Origin of the sequence: Micromonospora sp. SL4-19 (genome assembly GCF_047921475.1) — a bacterium.
Classification (GTDB): domain Bacteria; phylum Actinomycetota; class Actinomycetes; order Mycobacteriales; family Micromonosporaceae; genus Micromonospora.
The window spans coordinates 258,929-284,521 of the sequence record NZ_JBLROB010000003.1; the positions used below are offsets into that span (position 1 = coordinate 258,929).

Below are 25,593 nucleotides of genomic sequence, written 5' to 3' on the forward strand. Positions count from 1 at the left end.
CATGCGGGCCGGTGGTGGCGCTCAACCGGGCGGTCGCGCTGGCCGAGGTGGCCGGGCCGGCCGCCGCGCTGGCCGAGGTCGACGGGCTGGACCTGGGCGACTACCACGTCTTCCACGTAGTCCGCGCCGACCTGCTGCGCCGCCTCGGCCGCCCTGTCGAGGCCGTCGTGGCCTACGACGCGGCGATCGCCCGCACCGCCAACGATGTCGAGCGCGAGCACCTGCGCCGCTCCCGCGACCGGCTCGCGCGTCACGCGTTGGTGCCCCTGTCCCGCTCGACGGACCGGCCCTGAGTTGGCCGGCGGCCACCCTTCCCCACGCCTCGGGCGACAGGCCGGGCGGATCGGCCCCCATCAGGTGATGTTGCCGAGGTTCCGGGCTCCGTACCGTGGCGGGCATGACGATCGCCTCACCGCTGCGGGCTGTGCTGAACCGTACGGGAGTGCCGGGCCTGAGCTGCCGGGGCGCGACCCATACCGTCCGGTCCGCCCGACTGGAACTGGCCGTCGCGCGGGTACGCGACGTGATCCAGTTCAGCGCCGCGGCCGACGAGGTGATGCGGTACCGGCACGGGTACTCGCAGGCGGCGTACGCCGAGGGCCTGATCGGGTTGGATCCCGACCTGCCGGTCTGGAGCCCCGACCTCGCCAAGTTCGTGGCCCGGGAGCGCGGCACCGGTCGGCTGGTGGCGGACCTCAACCTCTACGTCCAGTTCGGCCACCAGGTGCACGTCGGCGGCTCGGTCGTCGCCGAGGCCCGGGGGCAGGGCTACGGGCGCGAGGCCTTGGACCTGGTCTGCGCCATCGCGCACCGCCACCTCGGGCTGCGCTACGTCGGTGCGCGCTGCGAAGCCGACAACGTGGCGAGCTGGCGCTGGCTGATGTCCGCCGGGTTCGTCCGGATCACCGGCGACCCGACGCACGTCCTGCCGGACGGCCGCGAGGTCGAGACGCTGTGGTGGCTGCACTCCGCTCCGGAGCCGCAGCGGAGGTGCAACAGCCCGCATGGGCCCGGGGCGGCCCTGCACCTGACCGATCGGACAGCCTCCGGAGAAAACCCGATCTCCAAGACGTGATTTGCAGATCCATAATAGGTACAGTGGCGCCGTGCATGACGGAGTGCAGGCCCAGGTGCCGGTGCTGTACGTCGCGGACGCCGAGGCCGCGCGACGGTTCTACGAGCTCTTCGGCTACTCCGAACTGCGCGCCGGTGGCGACGGCGAGTCCCACTGGTCGTACCTGCAGTGCGGGCAGCTGACCCTGCTGCTCGCCGCGATCACGCCGCGCCTCGTCACCGTCGAGCTGCCCCTGCTCATCTACCTCTACGTCGACGACCTCGCCGCCACCATCGACCGCCTGACCGTCGCCGGCTGCCCCGTCGAGCGGGCCGGACACCCCGAGCACGCCCCCGGCGGCGAGTGCCGCACCACCGACCCCGACGGCAACGTGGTTCTCTTCGGGCAGCGCCGGGCCGTGCCCGAGCAGGCCCGCGCCGGGCAGGACGGGGCCGAGGCCCGGTTCTCCCTGATCCGGGAGGCCGCCGAGGCGGTCAGCCGGCGTGACGGCGCGCCCACCCACTGCCAGGTCGGCGGCCCGCGCGGCGCGGCGTGCCCGGAGCCGGCCGAGGTGAAGCTCGCCGACTCCTGGGGTGACACCGTGTGGGGCTGCATGACCCACGCCGACGAGACCCTGATCAACGCGAGGGGCGCGTTCCTGGCCACCGAGGACAGGCTGGGACTGGCCGCGTTCCTGCGTAACCGGCAGGCCCAGCCGGGCGCCGCGGCGCAGGTCTGAGGCGCGTCACCGGCGGTCCTCCGGGCCGGACGCCGGCGGGGCGCCCTCCGCCGACGTGGTCTCGGTGGGTCGCCCGGGCGCGTCCTTCGCCGGCCCGGGCGCCTGTTTCGGGACGATGTCGATGGCGGTGAAGGGCTCGAAGATCCGGGCCTGGCGTTGCCGGTCCCGCATCAGTTCGGCGCTCCACTGCGCGGCGGCCCGCTGCTCCGCGGCCATGTGCCGTCGCGCCCGCGCCAGTTCCTCGGTGACCGCCCTCGCCTGCTCCCCGCCGGCCGGGTCGTCGACGAACTCCTCCATGATCGCCACCCAACGCCGGTTCAGCTGCTCGGCGTACCGGGCCCGCTTCAGGTACAGCTCGTACTGGCAGTCCAGCTCGATCAGGCGGTCCCAGTACGGCCGCAGCGCCCGCCGGACCCGCTCGTCGTGGCTTACCCACACCTCCGGTCGGCACTCGACGGCCACGCCGTCGTGCGCGTACCGCCACGGCCCCTCGTCGCCGAGCGCCGTCTGCAGGGCGACCTCGAGATCGCCCGCCTGGTGTGGGGCCAACTCGCGGGCCCGGTCCGCCGCGACCCGCCGCAGCCGCTGGATCACGGCGGGCATGAAGTAGCGTGCGTACCAGGTCAGCGCCTCCGGGCGGAGGCCGGTCGCCGACCAGGTGAGGCCGGCCCGGACGGTGAACGTGAAGATGTGCCCCTTCGCGGCGACGCTGATCGGGCGCGCCACCTCCCGGAATTCGACGACGTCGTCCGGCGGTGGGGGAGCCGGCACGTCCCCGTCCGCCGCCGCCCACAACCGCTGCAGCAGCGGGAGCAGCCGCGCCCACCCGGTACGCAGGATCGCCAGCAGGTGAGGAGCCGCCTGCCGGACCCGCTCCCGCCCCCGGTCGGTCCACCGTGGCCGCTGGTCCGGCGCGGTCGCCTTCGCGCCCGACTCGTCGGTCATCTCACCCCTCCTCAGCACCGCCAGCCGGTGCCACCGTCCGGCGGCGGGTGACTGGTCGAGGGGTGCCGCGCACAGACGGCGCGGACCAGCCGGGACGTGTCGACGGTGACGAACGTCGACCCACGCTAACAAGCCGGGCACGCCGACCCCCGTAGCCGCGCGGACACACCGGGCGCAGCCAGCCCGTGATCAGCGGCGCGGCTGGCTCCTCGTTCCTGTGAACGGGTCGGACTGTCGGCGGCGAACGCCCGCGGTTTCGTTCGGTGACAGCTGACCTGGCCGACACGCCGACGAAGGACCAGCTGTGGTGTCACCGATCGGGCTTCACGTAGCAGATTTGGGGGGCGGGTTGGGGGGTTTCCACAGGGGGGTGGGCGTCCACCGGTGGGGTGGGGGGTGGTTGCGGCACGTCGGGTGGGGCGGAACGGTTGGCGGTGTGAACGCGGTGCTTCGGGAGTTGGTGGAGCGAGGCGGCGGGCTGGTGACCCGTACGGCGGTCGAGCAGGTGGTGCCCGAGTGGATCCTGCAGGGGGCGTGCGGCAGCGGCGCGCTGGTGCGGGTGCTGCCCGAGGTGTTCGTGGCAGCGCACATGCTGAACGGTGGGCGCCCGGACACTCCTGCCCTCAGCCGACTCGACCCGGCCGTGGGCCGCCGCGCGGCTTGCGCCTGGGCACGGGGGCGGGGCGCGCTCAGCCACCTCACCGCGCTCGACGTGTGGGGACTGCGCCGACAGGCGGCCGGGGACGTGCTGCACCTGAGCGCGCCGGTCGCTGGCGGCCTGCGCAGCCGGCCCGGAGTGCGGGTGCACCGACGTCGGGACTTCACTCTCGAGCCGCCGCAGGGGTTGGTGCGGCAGGGCCTTGCGGTGACCCGCCTCGAGCAGACCCTTGTCGACTCCTGGCCTGTGCTGCCGCCCGCCGAGCGGAGGGCGCCGGTGATCCGGGCGGTCAACGACCGGCTGACCACCCCCGAGCGGCTGGAGGTGACGCTGGGCAGCGTGCCGAAGCTGACCGACGCGGCGGCATTGCGTACGCTGCTGACCCGGCTCGCCGAGGGCTGCCGCAGCCCGCTGGAGATCTGGGGGCACGAGCACGTCTTCGCCGGCCCTGGGATGCCGGTGTTTCAACGGCAGGTGCCCATCCGGCTCGGCCTGCGCAACGTCTACCTCGACCTCTACGCCGAGCTGGAACGCGTCAACATCGAACTCGACGGCGCCACGACCCATGGCGACACACGCCAACGCGAGGTCGATCTGCGCCGTGATGCGCAGCTGGCCGCCATCGGCATCCTGGTCGTCCGCTTCGCCCATCGTCGGCTGGTGCACGAGGTTGACCAGGTACGCCGCGAGACACTCGCTATCCTGGCCAGCCGCCGGACCACCACCACCGCCGATCATCGATGACCGGCCGGACGTGCGACTCCCCGGTAGCATTCGGCGCCGCCCGCCGGTTGCCGGCGTGGCTCGTCCTCGGCGCCGGTGTGCTGGATTGCTACCGGAACGGTGGGATGCGGCAGACTGTGCCGCGTGAGTCCAGTGAGCCGTAACCGGCGCCGCAACGGGAAGAAGCGATCGGTTCGGAGCGGCACGCCGCTCGTCGTAGTGGGCGAGCCGGAGGTGTGTGACTGCCCGTACTGCGCAGGGGAGCGGCCCGCGCCGGACCTCGGCGATCTGATTCCGGCAGAGGTCGATGTCGACGCCATGCGGGATCCGATAGAGATGGAGATAGTCGCCTCGACGTTGCTGGCACTTGGGGCCACCCTCGGCGACGACCGCGACTCGGCGTTGCGGGAACTGTTCGTGCCGGCGTTCGAGGCGCAGGCCAGCCCGGGGGCGCGGGCGATGCTGGCCGGGCTCGCCTCAGTCTCCGACGGCGAGGTCAGCCGCGCCGCGACGGAGGCGGCCCGCCGGCTCGCCGATGCCGGCGTCGGCGCGCCATCCTGGCTCGCCGAGCTGGACGCCCCGGTCACAGCCGACGAGTGCATCCGCTTCGCCGATCCGGAGGGGTTCACGTTCCTGCTGGCCGGCAGGTTCCAGCGGGCCGGCCGGTCGCACGCCGTCGGCGTTGCCTTGGACGACTGCGACTGTGGTGGCGCCGCAGAGATCCTGTTGATCGACGCGGACCAGTGGCCGGAGGCGCGCGAGGCGCTCCTGTCCGATCTGCGCGCCGGTGGGGTCGACGTAACTGAGAAGAAGCTGCGGCGGGCGGACTTCCGCCGAGCAGTAGAGGACGCCCTGGACGCCCGCGACGACCACGACCGCTTCGACCCTGAGCCGCTGGACGAAGTCGTCGATGAAGAGGGCCCCAGCTACCCTGCGCTGGCCCTGCTGCTTCGTAGCCGGCTCCGGGCGCTTCCCGCGCCCAGGCGAGGCAAGCTGCACGACGGCGAACTAGCCGTGGCGCAGATCTCCGCGCTGCTCAACCTGATGCATCCGCCCGGGCGAAACGGTGGCGTGCCGGCCCAGCGCCGCCCGGCGAGCCTGCCCGCGAAGCGGAAGAAGTCCGACGGCCCGGCACCGATCTACCAGATCAAGGTGGGCCTGCGGGGTGCCCGCCCGCCGATCTGGCGGCGTCTCGAGGTGCCCGCCGATGTCAGCCTCGCCCGGCTGCACGAGCTGATCCAGTCAGCCTTCGCCTGGACCGACAGTCACCTGCACGTCTTCGAGACCGCGTACGGCAGCTTCGGCCGCCCCGACGCGGAACTCGGCCACCGCGCTGCATCGCGGGTCACCCTGGAGCAGGTCGCCCTCGCTGCCGGGGACAAGCTGCGCTACACGTACGACTTCGGCGACAACTGGGAGCACGACATCGTCGTGGAGAAGGTCCTCGATCGGGAGGCGTCGGTGGCGTACCCGCGCTGTGTCGGCGGGCGCCGGGCCGCGCCGCCGGACGACTGCGGCGGCGTCTGGGGTTACGCGGAGTTGGTGGAGATCCTCGGGGATCCCACCAACCCCGAGCACGAGGAGCGGCTGGAGTGGCTGGGCCTGGACGACCCGGCCGACTTCGACCCCGCCCGCTTCAACGCGAAGGCGGTGACCGAAGCCCTGCAGCAGAGGCGGTAGTGCGGGGCGACCGACCTTCGGGCGCGTCTCCTCGGGCATTTCTGGGCTGACGGTGCCGATCAGTCAGCCGAGCCGGCAGGCACCACCCAGGCGGTTGGTTGGCCGGTGATCGCCGTGATCATGTCGAAGTCGCCGTCGTAGTGCAGCACGGTGGCGCTGTGGCGTTCGGCGGTGGCGGCGATCAGCAGGTCCGCCATCGACAGCGCCCGGTGGTTGCCCTTGTGCAGCGCTTGGACCTGGAGGTCGATCGCCCGGTCCCAGATCTCGTCGGGCATGGCGAGCCACTCGAACCCGCCGAGCAGCCAACGCGCGCGCTGCGCATCCTTGGCAGTGCGGGCGCTATGGATCACCTCGATCTCCACCGCTCCGCACACCGCGAGCAGCCCCCTGTCGGACAACTCGTCGAGCACGGAGGCGACCGTCGGCTTGGGCCAGCGGGCGAGCGCGGACTTGTCGAGGAGGTAGAGCTCTCGGCTCACGCCGCGTCCGACTTGGCCGTGCCCGTTCCGCCAGTCAGGTCGGGAAGCCCACCGGTCTTGAGCCAGTCGGCGAACTGGCGCCGCTTCTCCCGGTTGACCACCGCCTCAAGTGCCGCGTTGACCGTTGCCTTCTTGGTTGTGGTGCCCAGGATCTTCGATGCTTCCGCGAGGAGGTCGTCGTCAACGTCCAGGATCGTTCGCGACATGGTACGGACCCCTTTCTGCTGGCAGCGAGTCAGCGCCGAGGATATCAAGAATCCTCATAGTTGATATCACTGCTCGCCGGCGGCGGGGTTTCGCGAGATGCTCGGCGGTCGCCCTGGTCATGCCGGTAATCACAAGGGCGGGAGCCGCTCGGAGCCGGGTGATGGTGGCGCGGTGGAGGCCGGCGAGCTGGACGTAGATCTCGCGCCTGGCGGTCGCGTTGCCGCGGCGCTTGATGACGTATCCGGTCAGCCAGACCCAGCCGGCGTAGGTCGGGCGGTCGCAGACCGAGACGACGCGGATGGTCAGGGCGCGGTCGCCGGCGAACCGCATCGAGGCGCGACCGTCGATCCGCAGCAGGTCACCGGGCTCGGGCCGCGCCGCTACCAGTGGCCCTCGTTGGGCTGGCACTCCCGGGCGTGCATGGTCTGCCAGTCGCGCAGCGCCCGCTTGAGCCGATCGTTCTCCTCGCTGAGCAGGCGTACCTGCCGGTGCAGGTCGGTCAGTTCGTCGGCGACCTGGGCCTGGAACTCGCGTACCTGGTCGGGATCGGCGCCGCGACGCCGCGCGTCGAACGTGCGCGTCCGCACCTCGTGCGGGGTCAACCGGGCCGGCTGGCCGGTCCCGTAGAGCTGGCCACCTCGATACACCTGGGCCACGACAATCCTTTCCGGGGCAGGCGGGAGCGCTGAGGGTTCGTGCGGTGGGTCTGGATGGGCGGGCCGTCCACACGCCGGCCGCGGGCGACCCGCCCGCTCCGCCGCCGCAGCTCGTTCAGCGGTACGACAGCGGAGCAGTCCGGTGGGTCGGGACGGGCGCGCGCACCCGCCCCGACCAGGGGGATGAGCCGAACCCGTTGCCACGCGAGGACCGACTCGCGGCAACCATATATGCCTAAGTTGCGAAAGGCAACGCTCGGTTGTCTGGTCACTGCGTGTCGTGATCAAATTGGCGTGCCACGCGAGGAGTGCCATGCCACAGACACCGGACTACATTCGGATCTCCGACGAGATCATCAATGACCTGCACGGCGGCAAGATCCAGCCGGGGGACAAGCTGCCGTCGATCGCGGAGATGGCTGACCGCTTCGGGGTCAGCTCATCGACCATCCAAATGGTCTATGTCCGGTTGGAAGCGCTGCGCGTCATCCGGCGGCACCAGGGCAAGGGCATCTTCATCACGGACCCGAAGACCTGGATGCGGGAGCCCTGACGCGGATGCTTGGCCGAGGCGTCGACCGTTTGGGGGTGGCGAGGAGATCAAGTCGGGTGCACGCTTGCCGGTGTGAAGACCTTCGTCGGCGTGACGGACGAGAAGTGGTTCCGATTTCTGGCCGCGCGTCCCGGCTTGACGGAGGTCAACTTCTGGCGGCCTTCCGGCGGTGGCTTCCGTGCCCTCACGCCCGGTGAGCCCTTCTTCTTCAAGGCGCACTACCCCCTCAACCGGGTGGTCGGAGGTGGCTTCTTCAGCGGCTTCACCCAGTTGAGGATTTCCGAAGCGTGGGAGCTGTTCGGTGAGGGAAATGGCGTCGCAAACCTCGATGAGATGCGCCGCAGCGTCGGCCGGTATCGCAAGCAACCGATCGGCTTGGACGAAGATCCGGTCATCGGCTGCATCTTCGTCCGGGACAGCGTCTTCTTCCCTGATGATTCGACGGTCGATCCGCCTCCGGGCTTCGCGTCCAATGTGGTACAGGGCAAGACGTATGACCTCGCCGACCGGCCGGTGGCCGGGTACTTCGACCTTCTGCTGCACCGCCTCCTTGGCGTGACCGTCGACTTGGACCTCCGCGAGCCCTGGCATCGGCCCGGGCCGGCGTACGGTGACCCGCGGCTCGTGCCGCAGCGCCTCGGGCAGCAGTCGTTCAAGGCCGTGGTGCTGGGCGCCTACGGGCGGCGGTGCGCCATTACCGGCAACAAGGTCCAGCCGGTGCTGCAGGCGGCTCACATCCGGCCGCTTCCGCAGGGCGGGGAGCACCGCATCGACAATGGTCTGCTGCTCAAGTCGGACGTCCACATCCTCTTCGATCGGGGATACCTGGGCGTGGACCCGAAGTACCGGTTGATGGTCAGCCCTCGACTGCGCAGCGAATTCGGCAACGGCGACCAGTTCTACGCCAAGGCCGGTGAAGTCATCGCGTTGCCGGAGCGGCGGGTCGACAGGCCCAACGCCGAGTTCCTCGAGTGGCACCTGGGCACGGTCTTCAAGGCCGCCTGATCCTGTGCTGTGTGCTCGCGGGGTGCTAGATGCGCAGTCCTTACCGAGCGGCGCCGGCCACCTGGGAGAACACGTCCCGTTCGCGGTCCCCGCCGTTCCAGGCGGGTACGACCCGCCGGAGGTGCTCCGTGGTGAGGAAGGCGAGCCGGAGGTCGGCGGGCAGCCCGTCGTACGGCGAGATCTGCGACGCGTGCGCCGCGATCGCCTGTTCCCGCTCGGCCAGGTACCGCCGGGTGTCCACGACCGTGGTGATGAGCTCTTCCGGGGTGCCGGGCACGTCCGCCTCGAGGTGCTGCGAGGCCGGGTGTTCCCGGGCGAGGTGTTCGAGCCAGCGGCGCATGAGGGCTTGTGGGAGGCAGTGCAGGTAGACCCGCGCCACCCGCCATCGGGCCTGCTGGGCGGCGGCCAGGGTCGCGTCCCGGATCCGGACGTGGTCCCGGTGTCCGTCGCCGGCGTCGAGGGTGACGAGCACGTGCGGCTGGAAGTCCTCGAGGCATTCCCGGACCCGGTCGCGTACGTCGGCGAACGCGGCGCCGGCCAGGGTGTCCGGCCCGGCCGGCCCGGACATGCCGGAGTCGGCGAAGTCGAGCATGTCCACCCGCGACACCTGCAGCAGCCTGGCCGCGGCGCGCAGCTCCCGCTCGCGTACGGCCGGGAGCTCCTGCTTGGTGACGCCGCTGCCGGGCGCCCGCTCGCCGGCCTCGCCCCGCGTCGCGCAGCACACCGCGGTCGTGGCCCCCGAGGCCGCCGCGTGCAGCAGCAACGATCCGCAGGCGAACGTCTCGTCGTCCGGGTGCGCCACCACGACCATCAGCCGTGGTGGCTCACCGGCGCCGATCACCGGACCGTGCACAGGAAGTCCTCGATGGCTGTGGCGACCTCGTCGGGCACCTCGAACATGGGGAAGTGGCTGCGGGCCGCGAGTCGGTGCGCGCGGAACCACGGGTGCTCGGCGCCGTACGCGCGTTGCGCCGCGAGCACGCCGTCGTCGGCGGGCTGCGCGTAGAGGTGCAGCGTCGGGCAGGGCGCGTCGAGCCGCTCCAGCGCGGCGAGCGGGGCGCCCTCTGCGGCGAACGCGGCGGAGATCTCGCGGCCCGCGCGCCGCCAGTGGCGGAAGCCGTACGCGGCCATGCCGGCGATGTAGTCGTGCAGCGACGCCACGTCGATTCCGGTCGTCCACATGCCGAACAACGCGGACCGCACCTGCTCCCACGCCTGCGGTTGTTGCAGGCCCGCGAGCGCGTCGAGGAATCCGGGCGGCGGACCCAGCACCATCCAGTCGAGCAGCACGATCGCCGGAACCCGGTCGGCACCGAGACGCCAGCGCAGCTCGATCGCCGCCCAGCCGGCGTGGGAAAGCCCGACCGGCACCACCTGTTCGACGCCGGTTCGCTCCAGCAGGGCGATCGCGTCCGCCACCACCTCGTCGGCGCCGAAGTCCGCCGCGGTGCGCTCGGACTCGCCGTGGTCGCGCAGGTCCATGGAGATCGCCCGGCGGTGCCGGGCCACCCGCGGCAGCAGCGGGTCGAACACGGTGCGGTCGCCGCACCAGCCGGGCAGGAACAACAGCGCCGGTCCGCCGTTGCCGAGGTCGTCGTACGCGACCCGGGCCGGGTCTGCGACGGTCATCGTGATCCCTCTCCTCCCGATACTGCCCTTTGCAGTAATCGACGGGATGAGTCGACACTGCCCAGGGCAGTATGTCAACGTTGCTGTCATGACCACGACTGGAGCCAGGACGACCACCTCGTACGCGCTGCTGGGCCTGCTCGCGGTCCGCGACTGGACGACGTACGAGCTCGCCAAGCAGGTCAAGCGCAGCCTCAACTGGTTCTGGCCACGCGCGGAGCGCAAGCTGTACGACGAGCCGAAGCGGCTGGTCGAGCAGGGCCTGGCGACAGCGACCAGAGAGCAGACGGGCCAACGGGGAAGGACCGTCTACCGCATCACCCCACAGGGGCGCGTGGCCCTCGCGGAGTGGCTGAGCGAGCCGCCGGCGCCGCGCAGCATCGAGTTCGAGGGCATGGTGAAGGTCTTCTTCGCCGACGCGGGGTCACCGGACCAGCTGCTCGCCACGCTGGACCGGATCGAGGACGAGGCGACCGGCCGACTCGCTGCGCTGGCAGCGATGGCCGCGACGCGACCGGTGCCCTTCCCGCAGCGGGCACACCTGAGCGCCATCGGGCTGCGGCTGCAATACGAGCAGGAGAACGCGGTGCTGCGCTGGGCGCGCTGGGCCAGGAAGCAGGTCACGCAGTGGAACAGCACGACGGACCCCGGCACCTGGGACTCCATTCGGCTGCTCGACGAACTGGCGGGCAGGCAACGCCGCGAGTGATGACCCGGGCCGGCCGTGGTGGCCTCAGCGGTGTTCGTCGTCAGGGGCGGTGCGCGCCCTGCGGCTGCGTCCCCGGTAGATCGCGATCGGTGCGAGCAGCGCCAGCAACAGGATGAGCGCGAGTGCGAAGCCGACGAAGAATGCGCCGGAGGGTCGATCGGTCGAGCTGAGCCGCCAGATCAGCACGCCGATCAGGCCCACCGCGACCGTCGCGATCAGTTGGATCCCGAGGATGAAGAGGATTCTGGGCCGCTCTCGTCGCATGGTCACCGCCGGAAGTCCTCGATCCGTGGCACGAACGCCTGCGGGTCGCTCGCGAAGTCGCTGATCCGCCGCCCGTTGACCGTCAGGTGGCCGAGCGCCGACTGCTGTGCGTCGGTGGCGAGGCGTTCGGCGGCAAGGACCGCCTCGACCACGTCCTCGCCGAGCGTGTGATTGTCGATGTCGCGGGTGGCCCGCGGACTGAAGACGATGGATTGGAGCTCGCGGGTGCCGGACACCACCGCGGTGACGGCGCCGTCGGCAGAGGTCGCCTCGTAGCGCTCGTGCGGAGCACGCAGGGAGTGCGCTGCGGTGGCCTCCAGCGCCTGGGACAGCTCACGCCGGATCTGGTCGGCCAGGTTCATCGCACCTCCCGCGCCGCGCGGCCGAGCACGTCGGCGGCCTGCGTGACATCGTACGAGGAGTCTTCGCGGTCGGTGTCTCTCGGCGCGGGCAGGTCAGGGAACATGGCTGACATCTCTTCGGCGACCAGTTCACCGCCGCGCCGGCGTGCGTCCTGAACCGCCTGCAGGCAGGCCTGTCCGAGTTCCTGTCCGGACAGGTTGCGGATCGCGTGCGCGCTGATGGCGACCGCCCGCAGTGCGCCGCCGCTGACGGTGGCGGTGACCAGGCCACTGTCGTCAGTGCCCTCGACCTCGGCGCTGGTGACCTCCTGGATGCGCGCCGTCATCACCTGGATCTGATCCGCCACCTGCTGCAGTGCCTGCTGGTTGAAGGCGAAGCGTTCCGCGTCGCGGACCGCGGCCTGAAAGTCGTCGAGGCTGCTCATCGGTGTCACTCCTTGGCCCAGTTGGTCGGCTCGGAGATGCGCACCTGGATCTGCTGGGGAAGTGTGAGCGTCTCGGTGTTGAGCCGGCCGGCCTTCTCCTCGAACATGTTGGTGAGTTCACTGAGCGCGTCGTTGATGCTCTCGCCGGAGGCCCAGAGGCCCTGGGCGAAGGTGATGAAGACGCCGATGGCGGCGACAGCGGCGGCTGCCCACGCGCCGATGATCGCCCACTGCACGGCGGGGGTGAAGGGGCCGGACGCGTAGGCGACCCCGCAGGCGACGAGAGCGCCGGCGGTGAGAGTGATGTAGCCGGTGAGCACGGTGACCAGCGACCACCACATGCTGTTGCACATGCTCTTCATGGCGGTGGCAGCAGTGCTCAGGGCTTGCAGCGCGGGCTCGATGTGCCCCTCCATGAACCCCTTGAAGGCTTCGGCGCCTCGATCCGCCCACAGGCCGTCGACGTCCGAGCTGAGTTGGACCGCCCGGTTCTTGATCTGCGTGAAGAGATCGCTGACATCGTTCCAGGAGTCCGCGCCCCGATCCCAGGGATCGGGCGAGCGGACGTTCAGCTCGGTCACCACGGTGATCCCGGCGACCACCGCCGGCCCACCGACGGTGGGCAGCACGCAGGCAGCCAACGCCGTGCCGAGCACACCCACGAGCACCCACAGATCCTGGGTGGTCTGCCCGTCGCCGTATTTGCCCGCGTTGTAGAGGGAGGAGTCGCCCACGCTGGTTCCCCTTGCCCTTTCCGTCTCAGTTCCGGTAGGTGAAGTTCTCGGTCCGCACCTGTTCCTGCTGCTCGTAGTGGGTGGCGATGTTCGACAGCGCCTGGCCGATGGCGTCGAGGGACTGGAACAGCGCGCGGCTGACGTCGAGCGCTCCCTGCCGCAGGGTCTCGTAGTCGCCGGTCAGGTTCCAGGCGAAGACGGGGAACGCCTCCTGGGGCATGGTCATGGTCTCGAGCTGGGCGACGAGCTTTTCGGACGCCATCGCGGCATCGTCCTTGAACGTCTGACCCGCGCGCTTCAGCGTTTCGGTCTCGATCGATGTCATGCCTCAACTCCCGGGGGCGGTCGTGGCCGGTCGTCATCGGTCGCCCAACCTTAGCCGCGATGCCGGCCCTGTGTGGGGCACCACCGGCGCGGCAGGCGGGCGCGGACCCCCACATTGGACAGTCCCCCTTGCGGCATCGCCGACACGCAGCGGGACGCGCGAGCCCTGACGGCTCCGCGGCGGTGTGACGGGTAGCCGACAGTATCGACGCCGGTGCCGCTGAGTGTCGGACCCGGGCGCGAGACTGGCCTCCCGCCGCCGGAGGTGTCCATGCCGTACGTCAGGTCGCACCCCAGGAAGAACGGTGCCCGGGCCCGGGCGCACCACCGCACCCGCCGCCGCGCCGGCTCCGCGCGGGCGTCGGCGGCTCGGCGGCGTACCGGATCCCGCAGGTCGGGTCTGGACCTCACGATCCTGTTCGCGGTCCTGGCGGTGGTGGTGCTGGTGGTCCTGGTCGTCGACTTCGTCGGCCGGCACCCGTACTGGTCGGCGTTCCTCGCGGTCCTGGTCGTGGGGGCGATCGCGGCGGTGCTGGCGCTCGTTTCCCGGCAGCGGAGCCGCCAGCGGGCCGCGCAGGCCGAGCGGGACCGGCTGATCGCGGTGACCGACGCGATGAGCGGCGCGGAGTTCGAGCGATGGTTCGCCCGCCTTCTCGTCACCTCGGGCTTCCGGCAGGTACGTGTCGTCGGCGGTGCGGGTGACCGGGGCGCGGATGTGACGGCCGTTGCGCCCGACGGGCGCCGGGTGGTGGTGCAGTGCAAGCGGCAGAGCAGCCGCAACCGGGTGGGCAGCGCGGCGATCCAGCGCTTCGCGGGCACCTGCCGGGAGATCCACGGCGGTGAGCTGTGCATGATCGTGACCAACGGCTTCTTCACCAACGGCGGCGGCGTCCACCTGGCCCGCCGGCTCGGGATCATCCTGGTCGACCGGCGGTTGCTGGAGATGTGGGCCTGGACGGGCCGTCCGCCGGTCGCCACGGCCTGACTCCGACCAGGCGCGCGGCCCGCGGCGGGCGCGGCTCAGTTGGGCTGGTCGAGGATCGCGCTGAACCGCTCCTCGGCCAGGTCGAGCTGGGCGAAGATGTGCCGCTTCACCGGTGCGGACAGCGGCGTGTCCGGCCGGGCGATGAGGTCCCGGAAGACCGGCACCAGCGGCCGGTATTTGGCGGCCGAGCGGGCCACCTTCGGCCCGACCGTGTGGATCACGCCCACCCCGTTGTCGGTGAAGTCCGAAACCTTGATCACCCGGGCCCACGGCTCCCGGTCCAGGCTCGCCGCGACGTGCTCCCGGTACTGGACGTGCCGGTCGCGCCCCGGGTCGTAGGCCGGGTTGGTGACCGCGCCGACGAGCCGGGCGACCCGCGGGCCGAACCGGTCGGCGAGCGCGGCCAGCGCCGCCGCCGTCGGGTCGTCGTCAACGGCTCCGGGTCGCTGCGCGGCGCCAGACGCGCCGAGCTGGAGTTGTCGCAGGCCGTACGGGCCGGCCAGCTCCACCGGGTGGTCCTCCACCGCGTCGTGCAGCAGGCCCGCCACGATCACGTCCACGTCCCGCACCTGATAGTGGTGCATCATCCGGATCGCCACCCGCAGCAGGTGGTTGAGGTACGGCTCGCGGACCCGCCGGTCCTCGCGATGCAGTTCGGCGGCGAGGTCGAGGGCCGCGGTGAGCCGTTGCCGCGCGGCGGCGTCGAACGCCTGGATCTCCAGCCGGAACCGGGCCAACAGGCCCGGTTCGCCGTGCATCTCGGTGATCGCGTGCATCGGCATGGTCGCCAGGTACGCGGGGAACTCCATGCGTCCCTTATAGCTGATCTTCGTCGGCGGCGGGGGTCAGGCGTCGGCCACCCGACGGCAGCCTGCCGCCGCCGGAGAGGTGCTTGACCAGCCGTGCCGTCGTCCCCTCCGGGGTGCCGACGACGGTCGCCTCGTCCATCACCCGCGCCATGATCAACAGCCCCCGGCCCCGGTCGGTGCCGTCCGCTCCGGCGGTCTCCCGCCAGCCGCCGTGGTCGCGTACCTCGATCTCCAGCCGGTCGTCGCGCAGCTCGGCCCGGACCGTGGTGATCCCGCCGGCGGCGAACCGGTAGCCGTGCTCGATGGCGTTCGCGCACGCCTCCCCGGTGGCGATGAGCACCGTCTCGACGTCCGGCTCGGGCACGCCGAGGCCGTGCAGCCAGCCGCGCAGCCGCTCCCGGGTGGGCGCGAGCTGCCCCGGGTCGGCCGACACGGCGGCGGTGAAGAGGGTCCTGGCTTCGGCGGTGGCTGTCCCGTCCTCCACGCCTGCCTCCATCTCCCGCACACCTCCCGGCCGGGGCGCTCGCCGTCGCTGTCACCGCCCGTCGTCACCGCATTCTCCACGGTGAGCCCGTGCTTCCCGCTCCGACCCGGCGGTTCGTCCCAGCCGCTGCCGGTCACCGGACGCGACAGGTCCGCCGCAAGCTGCGTGAGCGCGGGCGGACCCGCCGGCTCGCGGGTGACAATCGGCGGATGGACCCGATGCCGAACCTGCTGGTGGCGCTGCCGCCGGCCCTGGTCCTGGTCCTGGTGTTCCTGCTCCCGGCGCTGGAGGCGTCGACCTTCCTCGGGCTGTTCGTACCGGGGGAGGTGGCGGTGCTGATCGGTGGCGTGTTCGCCCACGACGGGCGGCTGCCGCTCTGGGCCGTGGCGGCGGTGGCGATCGTCGGGGCCGCGCTCGGCGACCAGATCGGCTACCTGGTCGGCCGCCGGTACGGCCGACGGCTGCTCGACCGCGCGCCCCGCCGGTTCGTCCGCTCGCGAGACGTGCGTCGAGCGCTGGACCTGATCCGCCGCCGGGGCGCCGTCGCGGTGGTGTTCGGCCGCTGGGTGGCGGCATTGCGCGCGCTCGTGCCCGGGCTGGCGGGGATGAGCGGCATGCCGCGCGGGACCTTCACCGTGGCGAACATCGCGGGCGGGGCGTTCTGGGCGGTCACGGTGGCCGTGCTCGGATACCTGGCCGGCGCGTCGTACCGGCTGATCGAGCGGCGGCTCGGCTGGGGCAGCGAGGTGGTGCTGGCGCTGGTGGTGCTGTTGGTGCTGGTCCGGATCCTGCGGGCGCGCCGGGCCGCTCGCCGCGAGCGGGAGGCGCCGACCGGACGTCCCTGACTAGCAATTGATGGGACTCATGAGCATCGTCCGTTCGGTTGATTCGGTGGTGACGTTTGGTCTATGGTGTCTGGCACGACCGGTGCTGGGAGGCACCCGTTCTCCCCAGGACAGGAAGGGCCGCATGACAACGACGACCATCGCGCCGACGACGACCGACGTGCACCGCTCGGCGGTGACCGGCGAGGAGACCCGGGCCAGCGAGCTGATCGCCGCCCTGTCCGCGCTGCCCGAGGGGCACCCGGATCGGCCGGGCCTGCGTCACCAGGTCATCGAGGCGTGGCTGCCGCTGGCCAACCACCTCGCCGCCCGCTACAGCGGCCGCGGCGAGCCGGCCGGCGACCTGGCCCAGACGGCGGCCCTCGGCCTGATCAAGGCGGTGGACCGGTTCGACGCCTCCCGTGGTGTCGACTTCGCAGGCTTCGCCATCCCGACCATCCTCGGCGAGATCAAGCGGCACTTCCGCGACCGCACCTGGAACATCCGGGTTCCGCGACGCCTCCAGGAGCTGCGACTGCGCATCTCCGAGGCGAACAGCACCCTCACCCAGGCGCTCAACCGGGCGCCCACGGTGGCCGACATCGCGGGCCACCTCGACATCACCGAGGAAGAGGTCCTCGAGGGACTGGAAGGCGCGCGCGCCTACAACGCCGTCTCGCTGTCCACGCCGGTCGGTGCCGCCGACAGCACCACCGAGCTGGGCGACACCCTCGGCGCCGAGGACGACGAGTACGAGCTGGCGGAGCTGCGTGCCTCGCTCGGCCCGGCGCTGGCCACGCTGGACGAGCGGGAGCAGAAGATCCTCATCCTCCGGTTCCACGGCAACCTGACCCAGAGCGAGATCGCCACCCGGATCGGGGTGTCGCAGATGCACGTCTCGCGGCTGCTCGCCCGAGCGCTGACGAAGCTGCGCGGCCAGCTCGCCGAGGTCTGATCCGCGCCCGTACCGGGCTGACCCGGCTCCCGGTTCCGGTCCGGCGAGCGGTGCCGCCGCAACGTCCGGGTCCCTGCGCACCGCCATCGGCTCCCCACGGTGGCGGTGCGTTCCCGGCTCAACCCGTCCGCGCCCCGGCGAACTCCGGGCCGACCGGGGTGAGGTCTATCCGACCGAGCACGGGGAGCCCTCGACCGCGCAGCCCTCGGGTGCCTTCGCGCGCATGTCCCGATCCCGCACGTCGAATCGGAACGTCGTCGACCCCCCGGCGGGCACGGCCGGTCCGGTGAACGTGACGACCCGCCCGTCCTGCTGCCACTCGGCCCCGCTGACCTTGCTGATCGTGGCCTCCTCGCCCAGCGTCACGATCACCGCCCAGCCCTGCTTCGCCGCGCTGCCGGGATTGGTGACCACCACCTCGCCCCGGTAGCCGAGCACCCGGTCCGAGACGGTCTGGTAGCGGGCGGTCAGCGCGGTGGCCGGCGCGAGGCTCGCGCTGGGCGTACGGGTGGGCGGGGCAGTCGGGGTTGGGGTCGGGGTCGGGGCGGCACTGCTCCGGGTGGTGGAGGGTGCCGACCGCGACGGGGTGCTCCCGGGGGCAGGGCTGGTGGTGGCCGGCTGCCGCAGCGGAGCGGACTGCGGCGCGGCGTCCTGGGCCGGTGGTGTCGGCCGGGTCGCCCAGAACGCCAGCCCGCCGGCCAGGGCGAGGGCGAGGCACGCCAGCGCGCCGATCACCCACACCCGTCGGCGTCCGGTCCGGGAGCGGGCGTCGCCGGTCAACCGGACCACAGGTAGCTCGGCGGTCAGCCCGCCCTCGGCGCGTCGCAGGTCGATCCGCTGGAACGCCACCCAGTCGAGAATGGCCGGCAGCCGCACGGTCACCGCGTGCTGGTGGTGCTCCGTTCGGCGATCGCGCTGTGCCGCGTCCCAGTCGCCGTGCTCCAGCGCCTCGCGAACGGACAACCGGCAGCCGTGGCCGGTGGGGACGACGCGGCAGCTCAGCCGGGTACGCCGGGCACCCTCGAGGCAGTTGAGCACGAGCAGCTCCGGCGCCCGCCGCTCGACCACCGTCGCCTCGATGTCGGCGTCGTACCCGGGCAGCCCCGCCGTACGCAGCAGCAGCCGATCCGGCGCGTCGGCCACCGGCACGCTCTCGGCGAACCACTTGGCGAGCAGCGCCCGCTCCGTCAGCGCCCGCCACACCGTGTCGGACGGGTGGAACAGGTCGACCGCGATGTCGATCTCGATCACGCGCAGACTCTACGGGTCGGGGTGCGCCATCCTTAACGGACGGGCGATCACCACCGTCGCGCTACTCCGCCGACTGCTCCGGGCCGCCGTTGCGCCAGCGTGCGCGATAGGCGGCCTCGCGCGCCTCGTGGCTGATCTTCTCCTCGTACACGGCCCGGCGCAGGGCGTCGCGGGAGTCGGCCAGCACCACCACCTCGACGGCGACCAGCGCGACGCAGATGGCGGTCAGCAGGCTGAGCGCCGCGAGCGCCGGCAGTTGTCCTCCGAAGGGGAGCCCGGCCGCGAGCGCGACGAGCGCGGCGACCCGCGTCCACGTCACGGTCCCCAAGGTGCGTAGTTGGAACGCCATGTCGGTGGCCAGGTAGATCATCACTCCGCCGAACAGCATCGGTACGGCCGGCGCGCGTGCCCGCTCGGCCACCCCGCCCGTCGGCTCGGTGATCTCACGCACCAGTGCCTCCGCGCCGATCGCGAACAGGATCACCCCGGCGATCATCGGCAGGTAGAGGTAGGCGTACGCGTCGCGGGCCATCGCCACCCGCCGCGCGCCCTGGGCGGCGTGCAGTGCGATCCGGGCGGCCGGACCGATCATGTCGAAGTGCGCCCACCACAGCGCCGCCGTGAAGAGGATGCCCAGCATCGCCGCCACAACGGCCGACCAGGTCACCGGCTTGCCGAGCAGGTTGCCGCCGACACCGATGGAGATGACCGACTCGCCCAGCGCGATGATGAGGATCAGGTCGTAGCGCTCCGTCCAGTGCTCGGCGGAGGTGATCTCCCAGCCCCCGGCGCGGCCCAGCAACCCGCTGGCGTACTGGATGACGACGACGGCGATCCACAGCCCGTCCCGGAGCCACATCCCGAGGTCCGGGTCCGCGATCACCGCCGGGAGCAACGCCGCGGTGAGCAGCAGGAGGGCCGTGATCACCACTTCGGGGAGGAACCGGACCAGTTGGCGGCGGGACTGCGGCCGGCCCCGGGTGGCGTGCGCGAACAGCATCAGGTGCACGGCGCGGAACACCACGTAGCTGATCGTGACAAGGATGGGGCCGCCGATGCTCCGCTGGCCCTCGCCGAAGGTCTGCGGCAGGGCCAGCGCGAAGGTGAACAACGCGATCATGCCGACCACCGTCAGCGCCGGGACGAAGCCCTCGCCGAGGCGGAGCCGGCTGGCGACCACGCTGTGCACCACCCAGCACCACCAGAGCACGGCGAGCACCAGCAGGGCGTGCAGCAGTTGGAGCCCGGTCACGTTGGCGGCGGTGGCCCGGGTGATGATGAAGAACGACACGACGAAGACGAGGTCGAAGAAGACCTCGAACTTGTCCACCCGGGCGGCCGGGGCGATCGGGATGGCCGGCCCCAGCTTGCCGCGCCTCCGGTCGCCGTTCACCGCACGAGTCTCGCAGCGCCGGCCCGGTCGCGGGTCGGAATCGGCGCACGCCCACCTGGGCCGACCCTCACCCCTGCTTGCGACGACTGGTCAACCGCCCCAGATAGGTGAGCGGGCCCGGTCTCAGTCGCCCAGCCGCTGCCGGGCCAGGAACTTCGGCACCACCATCCGCCAGGACTCGGTCACCAGCTCGGTCATCTGGTCGTGGTCGAGCCGGCCGAGGTGGCAGCACACCCAGTTGAACCGCAGGTCGGAGGCGCGAGGGAGGAAGAACAGGTCCGGCTCGGCGGCGATGAGGCCGTCCCGTTGCTCCTTCGGGTAGCCGAAGCCCATGGTCCGCTCGTCCCTGGAGAACGCGACATAGACGATCGCGCCGACCCGGAACTTGATCCGGTCGTGAATCAGGTGCTCGCTGGTGCGGGGCAGCGTCCGGGCCAGTGCCCGGACGTCGTCGACGGTGACCACGGGGACGACGGTATCGCCACCCACCGACAGCTACGGTGTCGACCGGAGGAGGTCCTTGGAGGAGGCGTACGCAGCGTGGGCGATCAGCTCGTGCCCACGGGCGTTGGGGTGGTCGCCGTCGCCGGCGAGCAGGTCGGTCGGGTCGGCCTGTCCGGTCGGTCCCCGGAACGCGGGGTACGTCGGCACGTAGATCGCCCCGCTGCGTCGCGCCGCCGCCCGCAGCGCGTCGTTGACGTACGCGGTGGCGACGTCCGCCTCGGCGAGCCCGGCGGCGTCGGTGCCGTCCCGGGCGACCTGCCCGTCTTCGGCGACGTTCCAGTAGCCGAGCACCAGGACCGGCAGCGGAGCGCCGTGCAGGTCCCGCAGCGCGCTGATCGCGGCGGCCACGTTCGCGCCGACCTGCTGCGCCGTCGCCCGGTAGGTCTGCTCGCCGGAGCGCTCCTCGACCAGCGGGACCATGTCGTTGGCGCCCGACATGATCAGCACCGCGTCGACCTGCGGCAGTGCCTGCCGGGCGGCCGGCGACCGGAGCTGCTCGTCCAGGTCCGCCGAGGTGGACCCGCCGAGGGCCAGGTTGACGGCGGTGGCGGTGGGGGCGAGCATCCGCGCGTACAGGTCGGGGAAGGGAACACACCCGCAGGCCGAGCCCGCCGGCACCGAGTCACCGAGCGCGACGACGGTCCCGGCGGGGGAGGGGGTGGCGGTGGCCGGCCCGAGCGGGGACGCCAGGGCGAGGACGAGGGCCGTGCCCGACGCCGCCAGGCCGGCGGCTTTGGCCGCCCTGGGTACGCGTCGCCGGGCCATGCCGACAATTCTGCCCCGGTCGTCGCGGGCCCGCCGCCCACGCCGTCGGTGGCGGGTCGGTGGCCGGCGTGGCAGCCCGACGGGGCGTCAGCGGTCTGCCGGCGCGGGAGCCGCGTGGGCGAGCGCGGTCCGGATCGTGTCGACCATCGGGGTTTCCGGGTGCTCGATCCAGTGCTGGGTGGCGATCCGCAGGGTGGCCAGAAAGGTCGCCGCCAGGACCCGGGCGCGCAGCGCCCGGTCGGGGCCGGTGAGTCGCGCGGCGAGTTCGCCGGCCAGCTCGCGTTCGATCGCGGCGTACGCGGCGACCTGGTGCGCGATCAGGCCCGGGTGTCCCTGCAGTTGACGGCGACGGTTCAGCCAGGCCAGAGCAGGATCGTCGTACACCTCGGCCACCAGTTGCAGGGTGGCCCGGCTCAGCGCGGTCCACGGCGGCTCGCCGGTGGGCTGCGCGCGCAGCAGCTCCAGCAACCGGCGCAGCCGCATGGTGTCGCCGTGGAAGAGGGCCTCCTCCTTGCTGGAGAAGTAGTTGGAGAAGGTCCGCCGGGAGACGTTCGCGGCGTCGGCGATCGCCTCGACGGTGACCCGGTCCGGGCCCTGCTCGGCGGCGAGGCGCAGCGCCGCCTCGTGCAGGGCGAGGCGGGTCGCCGCCTTCTTGCGTTCCCGCAACCCCGCCGTCTCTTCCATGGGGTCAGCGTACGGGAAACGTGATCCTCTTCTCAATGAGAAAACTTGCCCGGTGCGCAAGATCTGCGGATGATTGCTTGAGGCAACCAACGTTGGGCTGGAGGACGAGAGTTGGACACCGCCATCGGTGAACTCGGCACGCGGCTGCGCGACCTGCTGACCGGCGTGCGGCTGCTCCGGCAGCATCGCGTCGACGAGCGGCCGGCCGTGCCGTCCGGCCTGGTGGGCCTGCTCCTGCTCATCGACGGCCACGGCGGCGGTTGCCACGCCCGGGAGCTGGCCGACCGCAGCCGGCTCGACCCGTCGACCGTCAGCCGCGCCGTCGCGGCCCTCGTCGCGCACGGCCTGGTGGAACGACGGACCGATCCGGCCGACCGGCGCGCCAGCCGGCTGACCGTCACCGAGGCCGGCCGGGCCGCCCTGGCCGAGGCGAGCGACTGGTACGGCCAGGTGCTCACCCGAGCGCTCGACGACTGGACACCCGGCGAGGTGGCGGCGCTGTCCGCCGCGCTCGGCCGGTTCACCCGCGACCTCGAGGTCGCCCTCGCACACCACGACAACCTGGAGGACGCGCGATGAGCGCACCCACCGCAACGGCCGAAGCCGCGCCCATGAATCGGCGGCAGACGCTCGAAGCACTCAGCGGCCTGCTGCTGGTGCTCTTCGTCGCGATGCTCAGCGGCACGGTCGTCTCGACCGCCCTGCCGAAGATCATCGGGGCGCTGAACGGCTCGCAGACCCAGTACACCTGGGTGGTCACCGCCACCCTGCTCACGGCAACGGCGACCACCCCGATCTGGGGCAAGCTGTCCGACCTGTTCAACAAGAAGCTGCTGATCCAGGTCGCCATCGTGGTGTTCCTGCTCGGCTCGATCATCGCCGGCTTCGCGCAGAGCACCGGGCAGCTCATCGCCGCCCGCGCGTTCCAGGGCATCGGTGTCGGTGGACTCCAGGCCCTGGTCCAGGTCGCCATCGCGGCGATGATCCCGCCTCGCGAGCGGGGCCGCTACAACGGCTACCTGGGCGGTGTGATGGCCCTCGCGACGGTCGGCGGTCCGCTGCTCGGCGGCCTCATCGTCGACACGTCCTGGCTCGGCTGGCGCTGGTGCTTCTTCGTGGGAGTACCGGTCGCCGTGATCGCGCTGATCCTGCTCCAGGCCACCCTGCGCCTGCCCACCGTACGCCGGGACAACGTCAAGATCGACTACCTCGGTGCGTCCCTCATCGCCGCTGGCGTCAGCCTGCTGCTGATCTGGATCTCGTTCGTCGACAGCTCCTTCGCCTGGCTCTCCTGGCAGACCTTCGCGATGGTCGGCGGCTCGGTGCTCCTGCTCGCCCTGGCGACCTGGGTCGAGTCGCGGGCCGTCGAGCCGGTCGTGCCCCTGAACATCGTCCGCGAACGCACCACCGCCCTGGCCATCATCGGCAGCCTCGCGGTCGGCATGGCCATGTTCGGCGGCGCCGTCTTCCTCGGTCAGTACTTCCAGATCGGCCGTGGCTACAGCCCGACCGAGGCCGGCCTGCTCACCATCCCGATGATGGCCGGCGTCCTCCTCTCGTCGATCGTCGCCGGACGACTGATCACCGCCACCGGGCGGGTCAAGCCCTACATCGTCGCCGGATCGATCATCCTCGTCGCCGGGTTCGCCCTGCTCGGCACGATCGACCACGAGACCTCGCTCCTCCTCGTCGGCGCCGCCATGTTCATCGTCGGCACCGGCGTCGGCATGACCATGCAGAACCTCGTGCTCGCCGTGCAGAACAGCGTCGCGCTCAAGGACATCGGTGCGGCCAGTTCCGCCGTGGCGTTCTTCCGCTCCCTCGGCGGCACCATCGGTGTCTCCGTGCTCGGCGCGGTCCTCGCCCGCCGGGTCACCGACCGAATCACCCACGACCTCACCGCCGCCGGCATCCCGACGTCCGGGGGTGGCGGCAGCAGCACGCTCAACCTCGGGGCGCTGCCGGCACCGGTGGAGCACATCGTCCGCGCCGCGTACGGCGATGCCACCGGGCACATCTTCTTCATCTCCGCCGCCATCGCCGTGGTCGGCATCGTCGCCGCGCTGCTGCTCAAGCCGGTCACCCTGCGGTCCAGCCTCGATCTGCCCGACACCGCGCGGTCGGCCGCCGTCGCGGCGGACGCGGTCGACGGCGCCCCCGCCTTCGACCAGGTGACCGTCGACGCCGTGGCGAAGGGCGAATCCGCACGCCGCTGACGCCCGACCTCTCGAGCGCAGGGCCGTCGCCGGCAACGGCGGCGGCCCGGCGTCGCGTCCAGGTCGGGGCGTCGGCCCTGCTAAGGCGGTGTCCGCCAACGCTCGCCGGGTTGACCGCTGCAGGAAACTGTCGTACCCGTCGGGTTGGGTTCGGTCGTGCCTCGTCGTCGGAATCCTGCCGCGCCTCGGGTCGTGTACCGCACTGCGCGGGTCGGGTTGCGGGTGACGGCGGGGCAGCGGCGGCGGTGTTTCGGGTTGCTGCGTTCGGCTGGTGATGTGTGGGCGTGTGTGTTGGAGGTCAACGCGTGGCGGCGCCGCCGCCGGGATGCGCCGCTGACTGGTTTTCAGGAGTTGTGCCGGGAGTTGTCCGGGTCGGGCCCGGGCACGTTCGGCGAGCTGGACTCGGTGGGTGCCCGGTCGGTGTTGCGCCGGTTCTCCGATGCGTGGTTCGCGGCGGTGAAACGCCGCCGCGACGGTGACGTCTCGGCGCGGTTCCCACGCCGCCGTCGGGCGTTGATGCCGGTGCGCTGGTATCACGGCACCTTCGGCATCGACGAACGCCGGGTGCGCATCCCAATGGCCAAAGGCGCCGCGCCGTTGTGGGTGAGGTTGGCGCGGGAGGTGCCGTACCCGGTCGAGCAGGTCCGCTCGGTCACCCTGCTGTGTGAGGGCGGTCGGCTGTTCCTCGACGTGACCGCCGAAGTCCCCGTGGCGGTGTATTCGCCGGGTGAGGGGCCGGATCCGGGCAGGCGGGCTGGGGTGGATCTCGGTGTGATCCACCCGTACGCGGTGGCCGGCCCGCACGGGGACGGCCTGTTGGTGTCCGGGCGGGCGATCCGCGCCGAGCACCGCATGCACCTGGCCGACACGAAAGCCCGCCGCCGCGCCGTCTCACAGCGGGCGCCGAAGCCGGGCCAGCGGGGGTCACGGCGGTGGCGCCAGTACCGGCGCCGGGCGCGGCTGGTGGAGGGCCGGCATCGGCGCCGGGTGCGTCAGGCCCAACACGAGGCCGCCCGCGCCGTCGTCTCGTGGGCTGTGGAGCAGCGGGTCGGGGTGCTGCATGTGGGTGACCCGCGTGGGGTGTTGGACCTGGATGCGGGGCGGCGGCACAACCTGCGGCTACGGCAGTGGCAGATCGGCCGCCTGTTGCAGGTCCTCACCGACAAAGCCACCCTCGCGGGCATCACCGTCCATCTCGTCAATGAGCGCGGCACGTCGTCCACCTGCCCCGCCTGCCGGCGGCGGGTACCGAAACCGCGTGGGCGGATCTTGTCCTGCCCGCACTGCCAATACTCCGGGCACCGCGACCTGGTCGCAGCCGCCATCATCGCCACCCGCACCCCGGGCGGCGGACCCACCACCCCCACAGCAGTTGTTGTGCTGCCGGAGGTGGTCACGCACCGTCGAGCCGGACGGCACCTGCCCGGTGCCGGCCAGTCCCGACGTGACCCCCGCCGCCCACCCCGGACGGCGCGAGGATCAGTTGGCCCGCGGAGGCCCGCCCCACCACAAAGGTGGTGGGGAGTCGCTCGCCCAGACGGCGAGGATCCACAACAACCACCGGGGACCCGGTGAAC

At 71.9% G+C, this 25,593-nt stretch carries 33 protein-coding genes; 14 read left to right on the forward strand and 19 right to left on the reverse strand.

Translation table 11 applies throughout. The annotated features are described in order from the left end of the window. The first annotated feature begins 11 nt into the window (after positions 1–11). The 3 genes from ACNAVT_RS07240 (at position 12) to ACNAVT_RS07250 (ending at position 1,793) form a co-directional block, all read left to right on the forward strand. The gene (locus tag ACNAVT_RS07240; protein WP_416294004.1) at positions 12–293 is read left to right on the forward strand and encodes a hypothetical protein; all 282 of its coding nucleotides are present in this window, start codon (positions 12–14) and stop codon (positions 291–293) included. 104 nt (positions 294–397) lie between these two features. Next, positions 398–1,075: a GNAT family N-acetyltransferase gene (locus ACNAVT_RS07245; protein ID WP_416294006.1), complete on the forward strand. Its 678-nt coding sequence runs from the start codon at positions 398–400 to the stop codon at positions 1,073–1,075. Between the two features lie 31 nt (positions 1,076–1,106). Then, positions 1,107–1,793, forward strand: a complete 687-nt coding sequence (locus tag ACNAVT_RS07250; protein ID WP_416294008.1) for a VOC family protein — start codon at positions 1,107–1,109, stop codon at positions 1,791–1,793. A gap of 6 nt (positions 1,794–1,799) precedes the next feature. Here ACNAVT_RS07250 and ACNAVT_RS07255 read toward each other — a convergent pair whose 3' ends face one another. Then, positions 1,800–2,738, reverse strand: a complete 939-nt coding sequence (locus ACNAVT_RS07255) for a hypothetical protein (protein WP_416294009.1) — start codon at positions 2,736–2,738, stop codon at positions 1,800–1,802. 436 nt (positions 2,739–3,174) lie between these two features. Between ACNAVT_RS07255 and ACNAVT_RS07260 the strand changes: the two genes are divergently transcribed. Together ACNAVT_RS07260 and ACNAVT_RS07265 are read left to right on the forward strand one after the other, a co-directional pair. Continuing rightward, positions 3,175–4,140, forward strand: coding sequence for an endonuclease domain-containing protein (locus tag ACNAVT_RS07260; RefSeq protein ID WP_416294011.1), 966 nt, complete (start codon positions 3,175–3,177; stop codon positions 4,138–4,140). A 315-nt stretch (positions 4,141–4,455) separates the two neighbouring features. Further along, entirely contained in the window at positions 4,456–5,799 is a 1,344-nt protein-coding gene (locus ACNAVT_RS07265; protein WP_416294013.1) for a plasmid pRiA4b ORF-3 family protein, read from the forward strand. A gap of 59 nt (positions 5,800–5,858) precedes the next feature. Here the strand turns inward: ACNAVT_RS07265 and ACNAVT_RS07270 are convergent, their stop codons facing one another. The 4 genes from ACNAVT_RS07270 to ACNAVT_RS07285 are packed head-to-tail and all read right to left on the reverse strand — an operon-like array spanning position 5,859 to position 7,141. Continuing rightward, positions 5,859–6,278 (reverse strand): PIN domain nuclease, encoded by a 420-nt coding sequence (locus ACNAVT_RS07270; protein ID WP_416294015.1) that lies wholly within the window; start codon positions 6,276–6,278, stop codon positions 5,859–5,861. Further along, on the reverse strand, positions 6,275–6,484 hold the full coding sequence (locus tag ACNAVT_RS07275; RefSeq protein WP_416294017.1) for a type II toxin-antitoxin system VapB family antitoxin: 210 nt from the start codon (positions 6,482–6,484) through the stop codon (positions 6,275–6,277). Before ACNAVT_RS07275 ends, ACNAVT_RS07270 begins: the two co-directional genes overlap by 4 nt. Next, positions 6,459–6,815, reverse strand: a complete 357-nt coding sequence (locus tag ACNAVT_RS07280; protein WP_416294019.1) for a hypothetical protein — start codon at positions 6,813–6,815, stop codon at positions 6,459–6,461. Before ACNAVT_RS07280 ends, ACNAVT_RS07275 begins: the two co-directional genes overlap by 26 nt. A 50-nt stretch (positions 6,816–6,865) precedes the next feature. After that, positions 6,866–7,141 (reverse strand): DivIVA domain-containing protein, encoded by a 276-nt coding sequence (locus ACNAVT_RS07285; protein WP_416294020.1) that lies wholly within the window; start codon positions 7,139–7,141, stop codon positions 6,866–6,868. Between the two features lie 313 nt (positions 7,142–7,454). On the opposite strand from ACNAVT_RS07285, the gene ACNAVT_RS07290 reads away from it, so the two are divergent. Then, positions 7,455–7,694 (forward strand): winged helix-turn-helix domain-containing protein, encoded by a 240-nt coding sequence (locus ACNAVT_RS07290; RefSeq protein WP_416294022.1) that lies wholly within the window; start codon positions 7,455–7,457, stop codon positions 7,692–7,694. A gap of 72 nt (positions 7,695–7,766) precedes the next feature. Then, entirely contained in the window at positions 7,767–8,699 is a 933-nt protein-coding gene (locus ACNAVT_RS07295) for an HNH endonuclease (protein WP_416294024.1), read from the forward strand. A gap of 40 nt (positions 8,700–8,739) precedes the next feature. On the opposite strand, the gene ACNAVT_RS07300 is transcribed toward ACNAVT_RS07295, so the two are convergent. Together ACNAVT_RS07300 and ACNAVT_RS07305 are read right to left on the reverse strand one after the other, a co-directional pair. Continuing rightward, entirely contained in the window at positions 8,740–9,552 is an 813-nt protein-coding gene (locus tag ACNAVT_RS07300) for a PIG-L deacetylase family protein (RefSeq protein ID WP_416294026.1), read from the reverse strand. Continuing rightward, the gene (locus ACNAVT_RS07305; protein WP_416294027.1) at positions 9,537–10,328 is read right to left on the reverse strand and encodes an alpha/beta fold hydrolase; all 792 of its coding nucleotides are present in this window, start codon (positions 10,326–10,328) and stop codon (positions 9,537–9,539) included. Before ACNAVT_RS07305 ends, ACNAVT_RS07300 begins: the two co-directional genes overlap by 16 nt. 88 nt (positions 10,329–10,416) lie before the next feature. Here ACNAVT_RS07305 and ACNAVT_RS07310 point away from each other — a divergent pair, with 88 nt between their 5' ends. Beyond that, positions 10,417–11,037, forward strand: coding sequence for a PadR family transcriptional regulator (locus ACNAVT_RS07310; protein ID WP_416294029.1), 621 nt, complete (start codon positions 10,417–10,419; stop codon positions 11,035–11,037). Between the two features lie 24 nt (positions 11,038–11,061). On the opposite strand, the gene ACNAVT_RS07315 is transcribed toward ACNAVT_RS07310, so the two are convergent. Genes ACNAVT_RS07315 through ACNAVT_RS07335 form a run of 5 tightly spaced genes read right to left on the reverse strand, consistent with a single transcriptional unit; the run spans position 11,062 to position 13,147 of the window. Continuing rightward, complete coding sequence (locus ACNAVT_RS07315) at positions 11,062–11,307, reverse strand: hypothetical protein (RefSeq protein WP_416294030.1); 246 nt, start codon at positions 11,305–11,307, stop codon at positions 11,062–11,064. Further along, positions 11,304–11,663 carry a YbaB/EbfC family nucleoid-associated protein gene (locus tag ACNAVT_RS07320; protein WP_416294032.1) on the reverse strand — a complete coding sequence of 120 codons (360 nt, stop codon included), beginning with the start codon at positions 11,661–11,663 and terminating at the stop codon, positions 11,304–11,306. The genes ACNAVT_RS07315 and ACNAVT_RS07320 overlap by 4 nt, the downstream gene beginning before the upstream one ends. Further along, positions 11,660–12,088 carry a YbaB/EbfC family nucleoid-associated protein gene (locus tag ACNAVT_RS07325; protein WP_416294034.1) on the reverse strand — a complete coding sequence of 143 codons (429 nt, stop codon included), beginning with the start codon at positions 12,086–12,088 and terminating at the stop codon, positions 11,660–11,662. Before ACNAVT_RS07325 ends, ACNAVT_RS07320 begins: the two co-directional genes overlap by 4 nt. A gap of 5 nt (positions 12,089–12,093) precedes the next feature. Then, a complete protein-coding gene (locus ACNAVT_RS07330; protein WP_416294035.1) occupies positions 12,094–12,822 on the reverse strand; it encodes a hypothetical protein in 729 nt (242 codons plus the stop codon). Between the two features lie 25 nt (positions 12,823–12,847). After that, positions 12,848–13,147, reverse strand: coding sequence for a hypothetical protein (locus ACNAVT_RS07335; protein ID WP_416294037.1), 300 nt, complete (start codon positions 13,145–13,147; stop codon positions 12,848–12,850). A gap of 270 nt (positions 13,148–13,417) precedes the next feature. Here ACNAVT_RS07335 and ACNAVT_RS07340 point away from each other — a divergent pair, with 270 nt between their 5' ends. Next, complete coding sequence (locus ACNAVT_RS07340; RefSeq protein ID WP_416294039.1) at positions 13,418–14,131, forward strand: restriction endonuclease; 714 nt, start codon at positions 13,418–13,420, stop codon at positions 14,129–14,131. Between the two features lie 35 nt (positions 14,132–14,166). Here the strand turns inward: ACNAVT_RS07340 and ACNAVT_RS07345 are convergent, their stop codons facing one another. Next, on the reverse strand, positions 14,167–14,940 hold the full coding sequence (locus ACNAVT_RS07345; protein ID WP_416294041.1) for an HD domain-containing protein: 774 nt from the start codon (positions 14,938–14,940) through the stop codon (positions 14,167–14,169). 7 nt (positions 14,941–14,947) lie between these two features. Next, entirely contained in the window at positions 14,948–15,424 is a 477-nt protein-coding gene (locus ACNAVT_RS07350) for an ATP-binding protein (protein WP_416294043.1), read from the reverse strand. A gap of 209 nt (positions 15,425–15,633) precedes the next feature. Here ACNAVT_RS07350 and ACNAVT_RS07355 point away from each other — a divergent pair, with 209 nt between their 5' ends. Together ACNAVT_RS07355 and ACNAVT_RS07360 are read left to right on the forward strand one after the other, a co-directional pair. Then, entirely contained in the window at positions 15,634–16,269 is a 636-nt protein-coding gene (locus ACNAVT_RS07355; RefSeq protein ID WP_416294044.1) for a DedA family protein, read from the forward strand. A 124-nt stretch (positions 16,270–16,393) separates the two neighbouring features. After that, positions 16,394–17,203 (forward strand): SigB/SigF/SigG family RNA polymerase sigma factor, encoded by an 810-nt coding sequence (locus tag ACNAVT_RS07360; RefSeq protein WP_416294046.1) that lies wholly within the window; start codon positions 16,394–16,396, stop codon positions 17,201–17,203. A gap of 165 nt (positions 17,204–17,368) precedes the next feature. On the opposite strand, the gene ACNAVT_RS07365 is transcribed toward ACNAVT_RS07360, so the two are convergent. From ACNAVT_RS07365 to ACNAVT_RS07385, 5 genes are all read right to left on the reverse strand, one after another. Further along, positions 17,369–18,454 (reverse strand): cellulose binding domain-containing protein, encoded by a 1,086-nt coding sequence (locus ACNAVT_RS07365; protein WP_416294048.1) that lies wholly within the window; start codon positions 18,452–18,454, stop codon positions 17,369–17,371. A gap of 61 nt (positions 18,455–18,515) precedes the next feature. Then, positions 18,516–19,847 (reverse strand): low temperature requirement protein A, encoded by a 1,332-nt coding sequence (locus ACNAVT_RS07370; protein ID WP_416294049.1) that lies wholly within the window; start codon positions 19,845–19,847, stop codon positions 18,516–18,518. 123 nt (positions 19,848–19,970) lie between these two features. Then, positions 19,971–20,312 (reverse strand): MmcQ/YjbR family DNA-binding protein, encoded by a 342-nt coding sequence (locus tag ACNAVT_RS07375; RefSeq protein WP_416294050.1) that lies wholly within the window; start codon positions 20,310–20,312, stop codon positions 19,971–19,973. A gap of 30 nt (positions 20,313–20,342) precedes the next feature. Beyond that, on the reverse strand, positions 20,343–21,116 hold the full coding sequence (locus ACNAVT_RS07380; protein ID WP_416294052.1) for an SGNH/GDSL hydrolase family protein: 774 nt from the start codon (positions 21,114–21,116) through the stop codon (positions 20,343–20,345). 87 nt (positions 21,117–21,203) lie between these two features. Beyond that, a complete protein-coding gene (locus ACNAVT_RS07385; protein ID WP_416294053.1) occupies positions 21,204–21,800 on the reverse strand; it encodes a TetR/AcrR family transcriptional regulator in 597 nt (198 codons plus the stop codon). Between the two features lie 111 nt (positions 21,801–21,911). On the opposite strand from ACNAVT_RS07385, the gene ACNAVT_RS07390 reads away from it, so the two are divergent. From ACNAVT_RS07390 to ACNAVT_RS07400, 3 genes are all read left to right on the forward strand, one after another. Beyond that, positions 21,912–22,379, forward strand: a complete 468-nt coding sequence (locus ACNAVT_RS07390) for a MarR family winged helix-turn-helix transcriptional regulator (RefSeq protein ID WP_416294054.1) — start codon at positions 21,912–21,914, stop codon at positions 22,377–22,379. Continuing rightward, the gene (locus ACNAVT_RS07395) at positions 22,376–24,016 is read left to right on the forward strand and encodes an MDR family MFS transporter (RefSeq protein WP_416294056.1); all 1,641 of its coding nucleotides are present in this window, start codon (positions 22,376–22,378) and stop codon (positions 24,014–24,016) included. The genes ACNAVT_RS07390 and ACNAVT_RS07395 overlap by 4 nt, the downstream gene beginning before the upstream one ends. Positions 24,017–24,238: 222 nt before the next feature. Beyond that, positions 24,239–25,591 carry an RNA-guided endonuclease InsQ/TnpB family protein gene (locus tag ACNAVT_RS07400; protein ID WP_416294197.1) on the forward strand — a complete coding sequence of 451 codons (1,353 nt, stop codon included), beginning with the start codon at positions 24,239–24,241 and terminating at the stop codon, positions 25,589–25,591. Positions 25,592–25,593 lie beyond the last annotated feature (2 nt).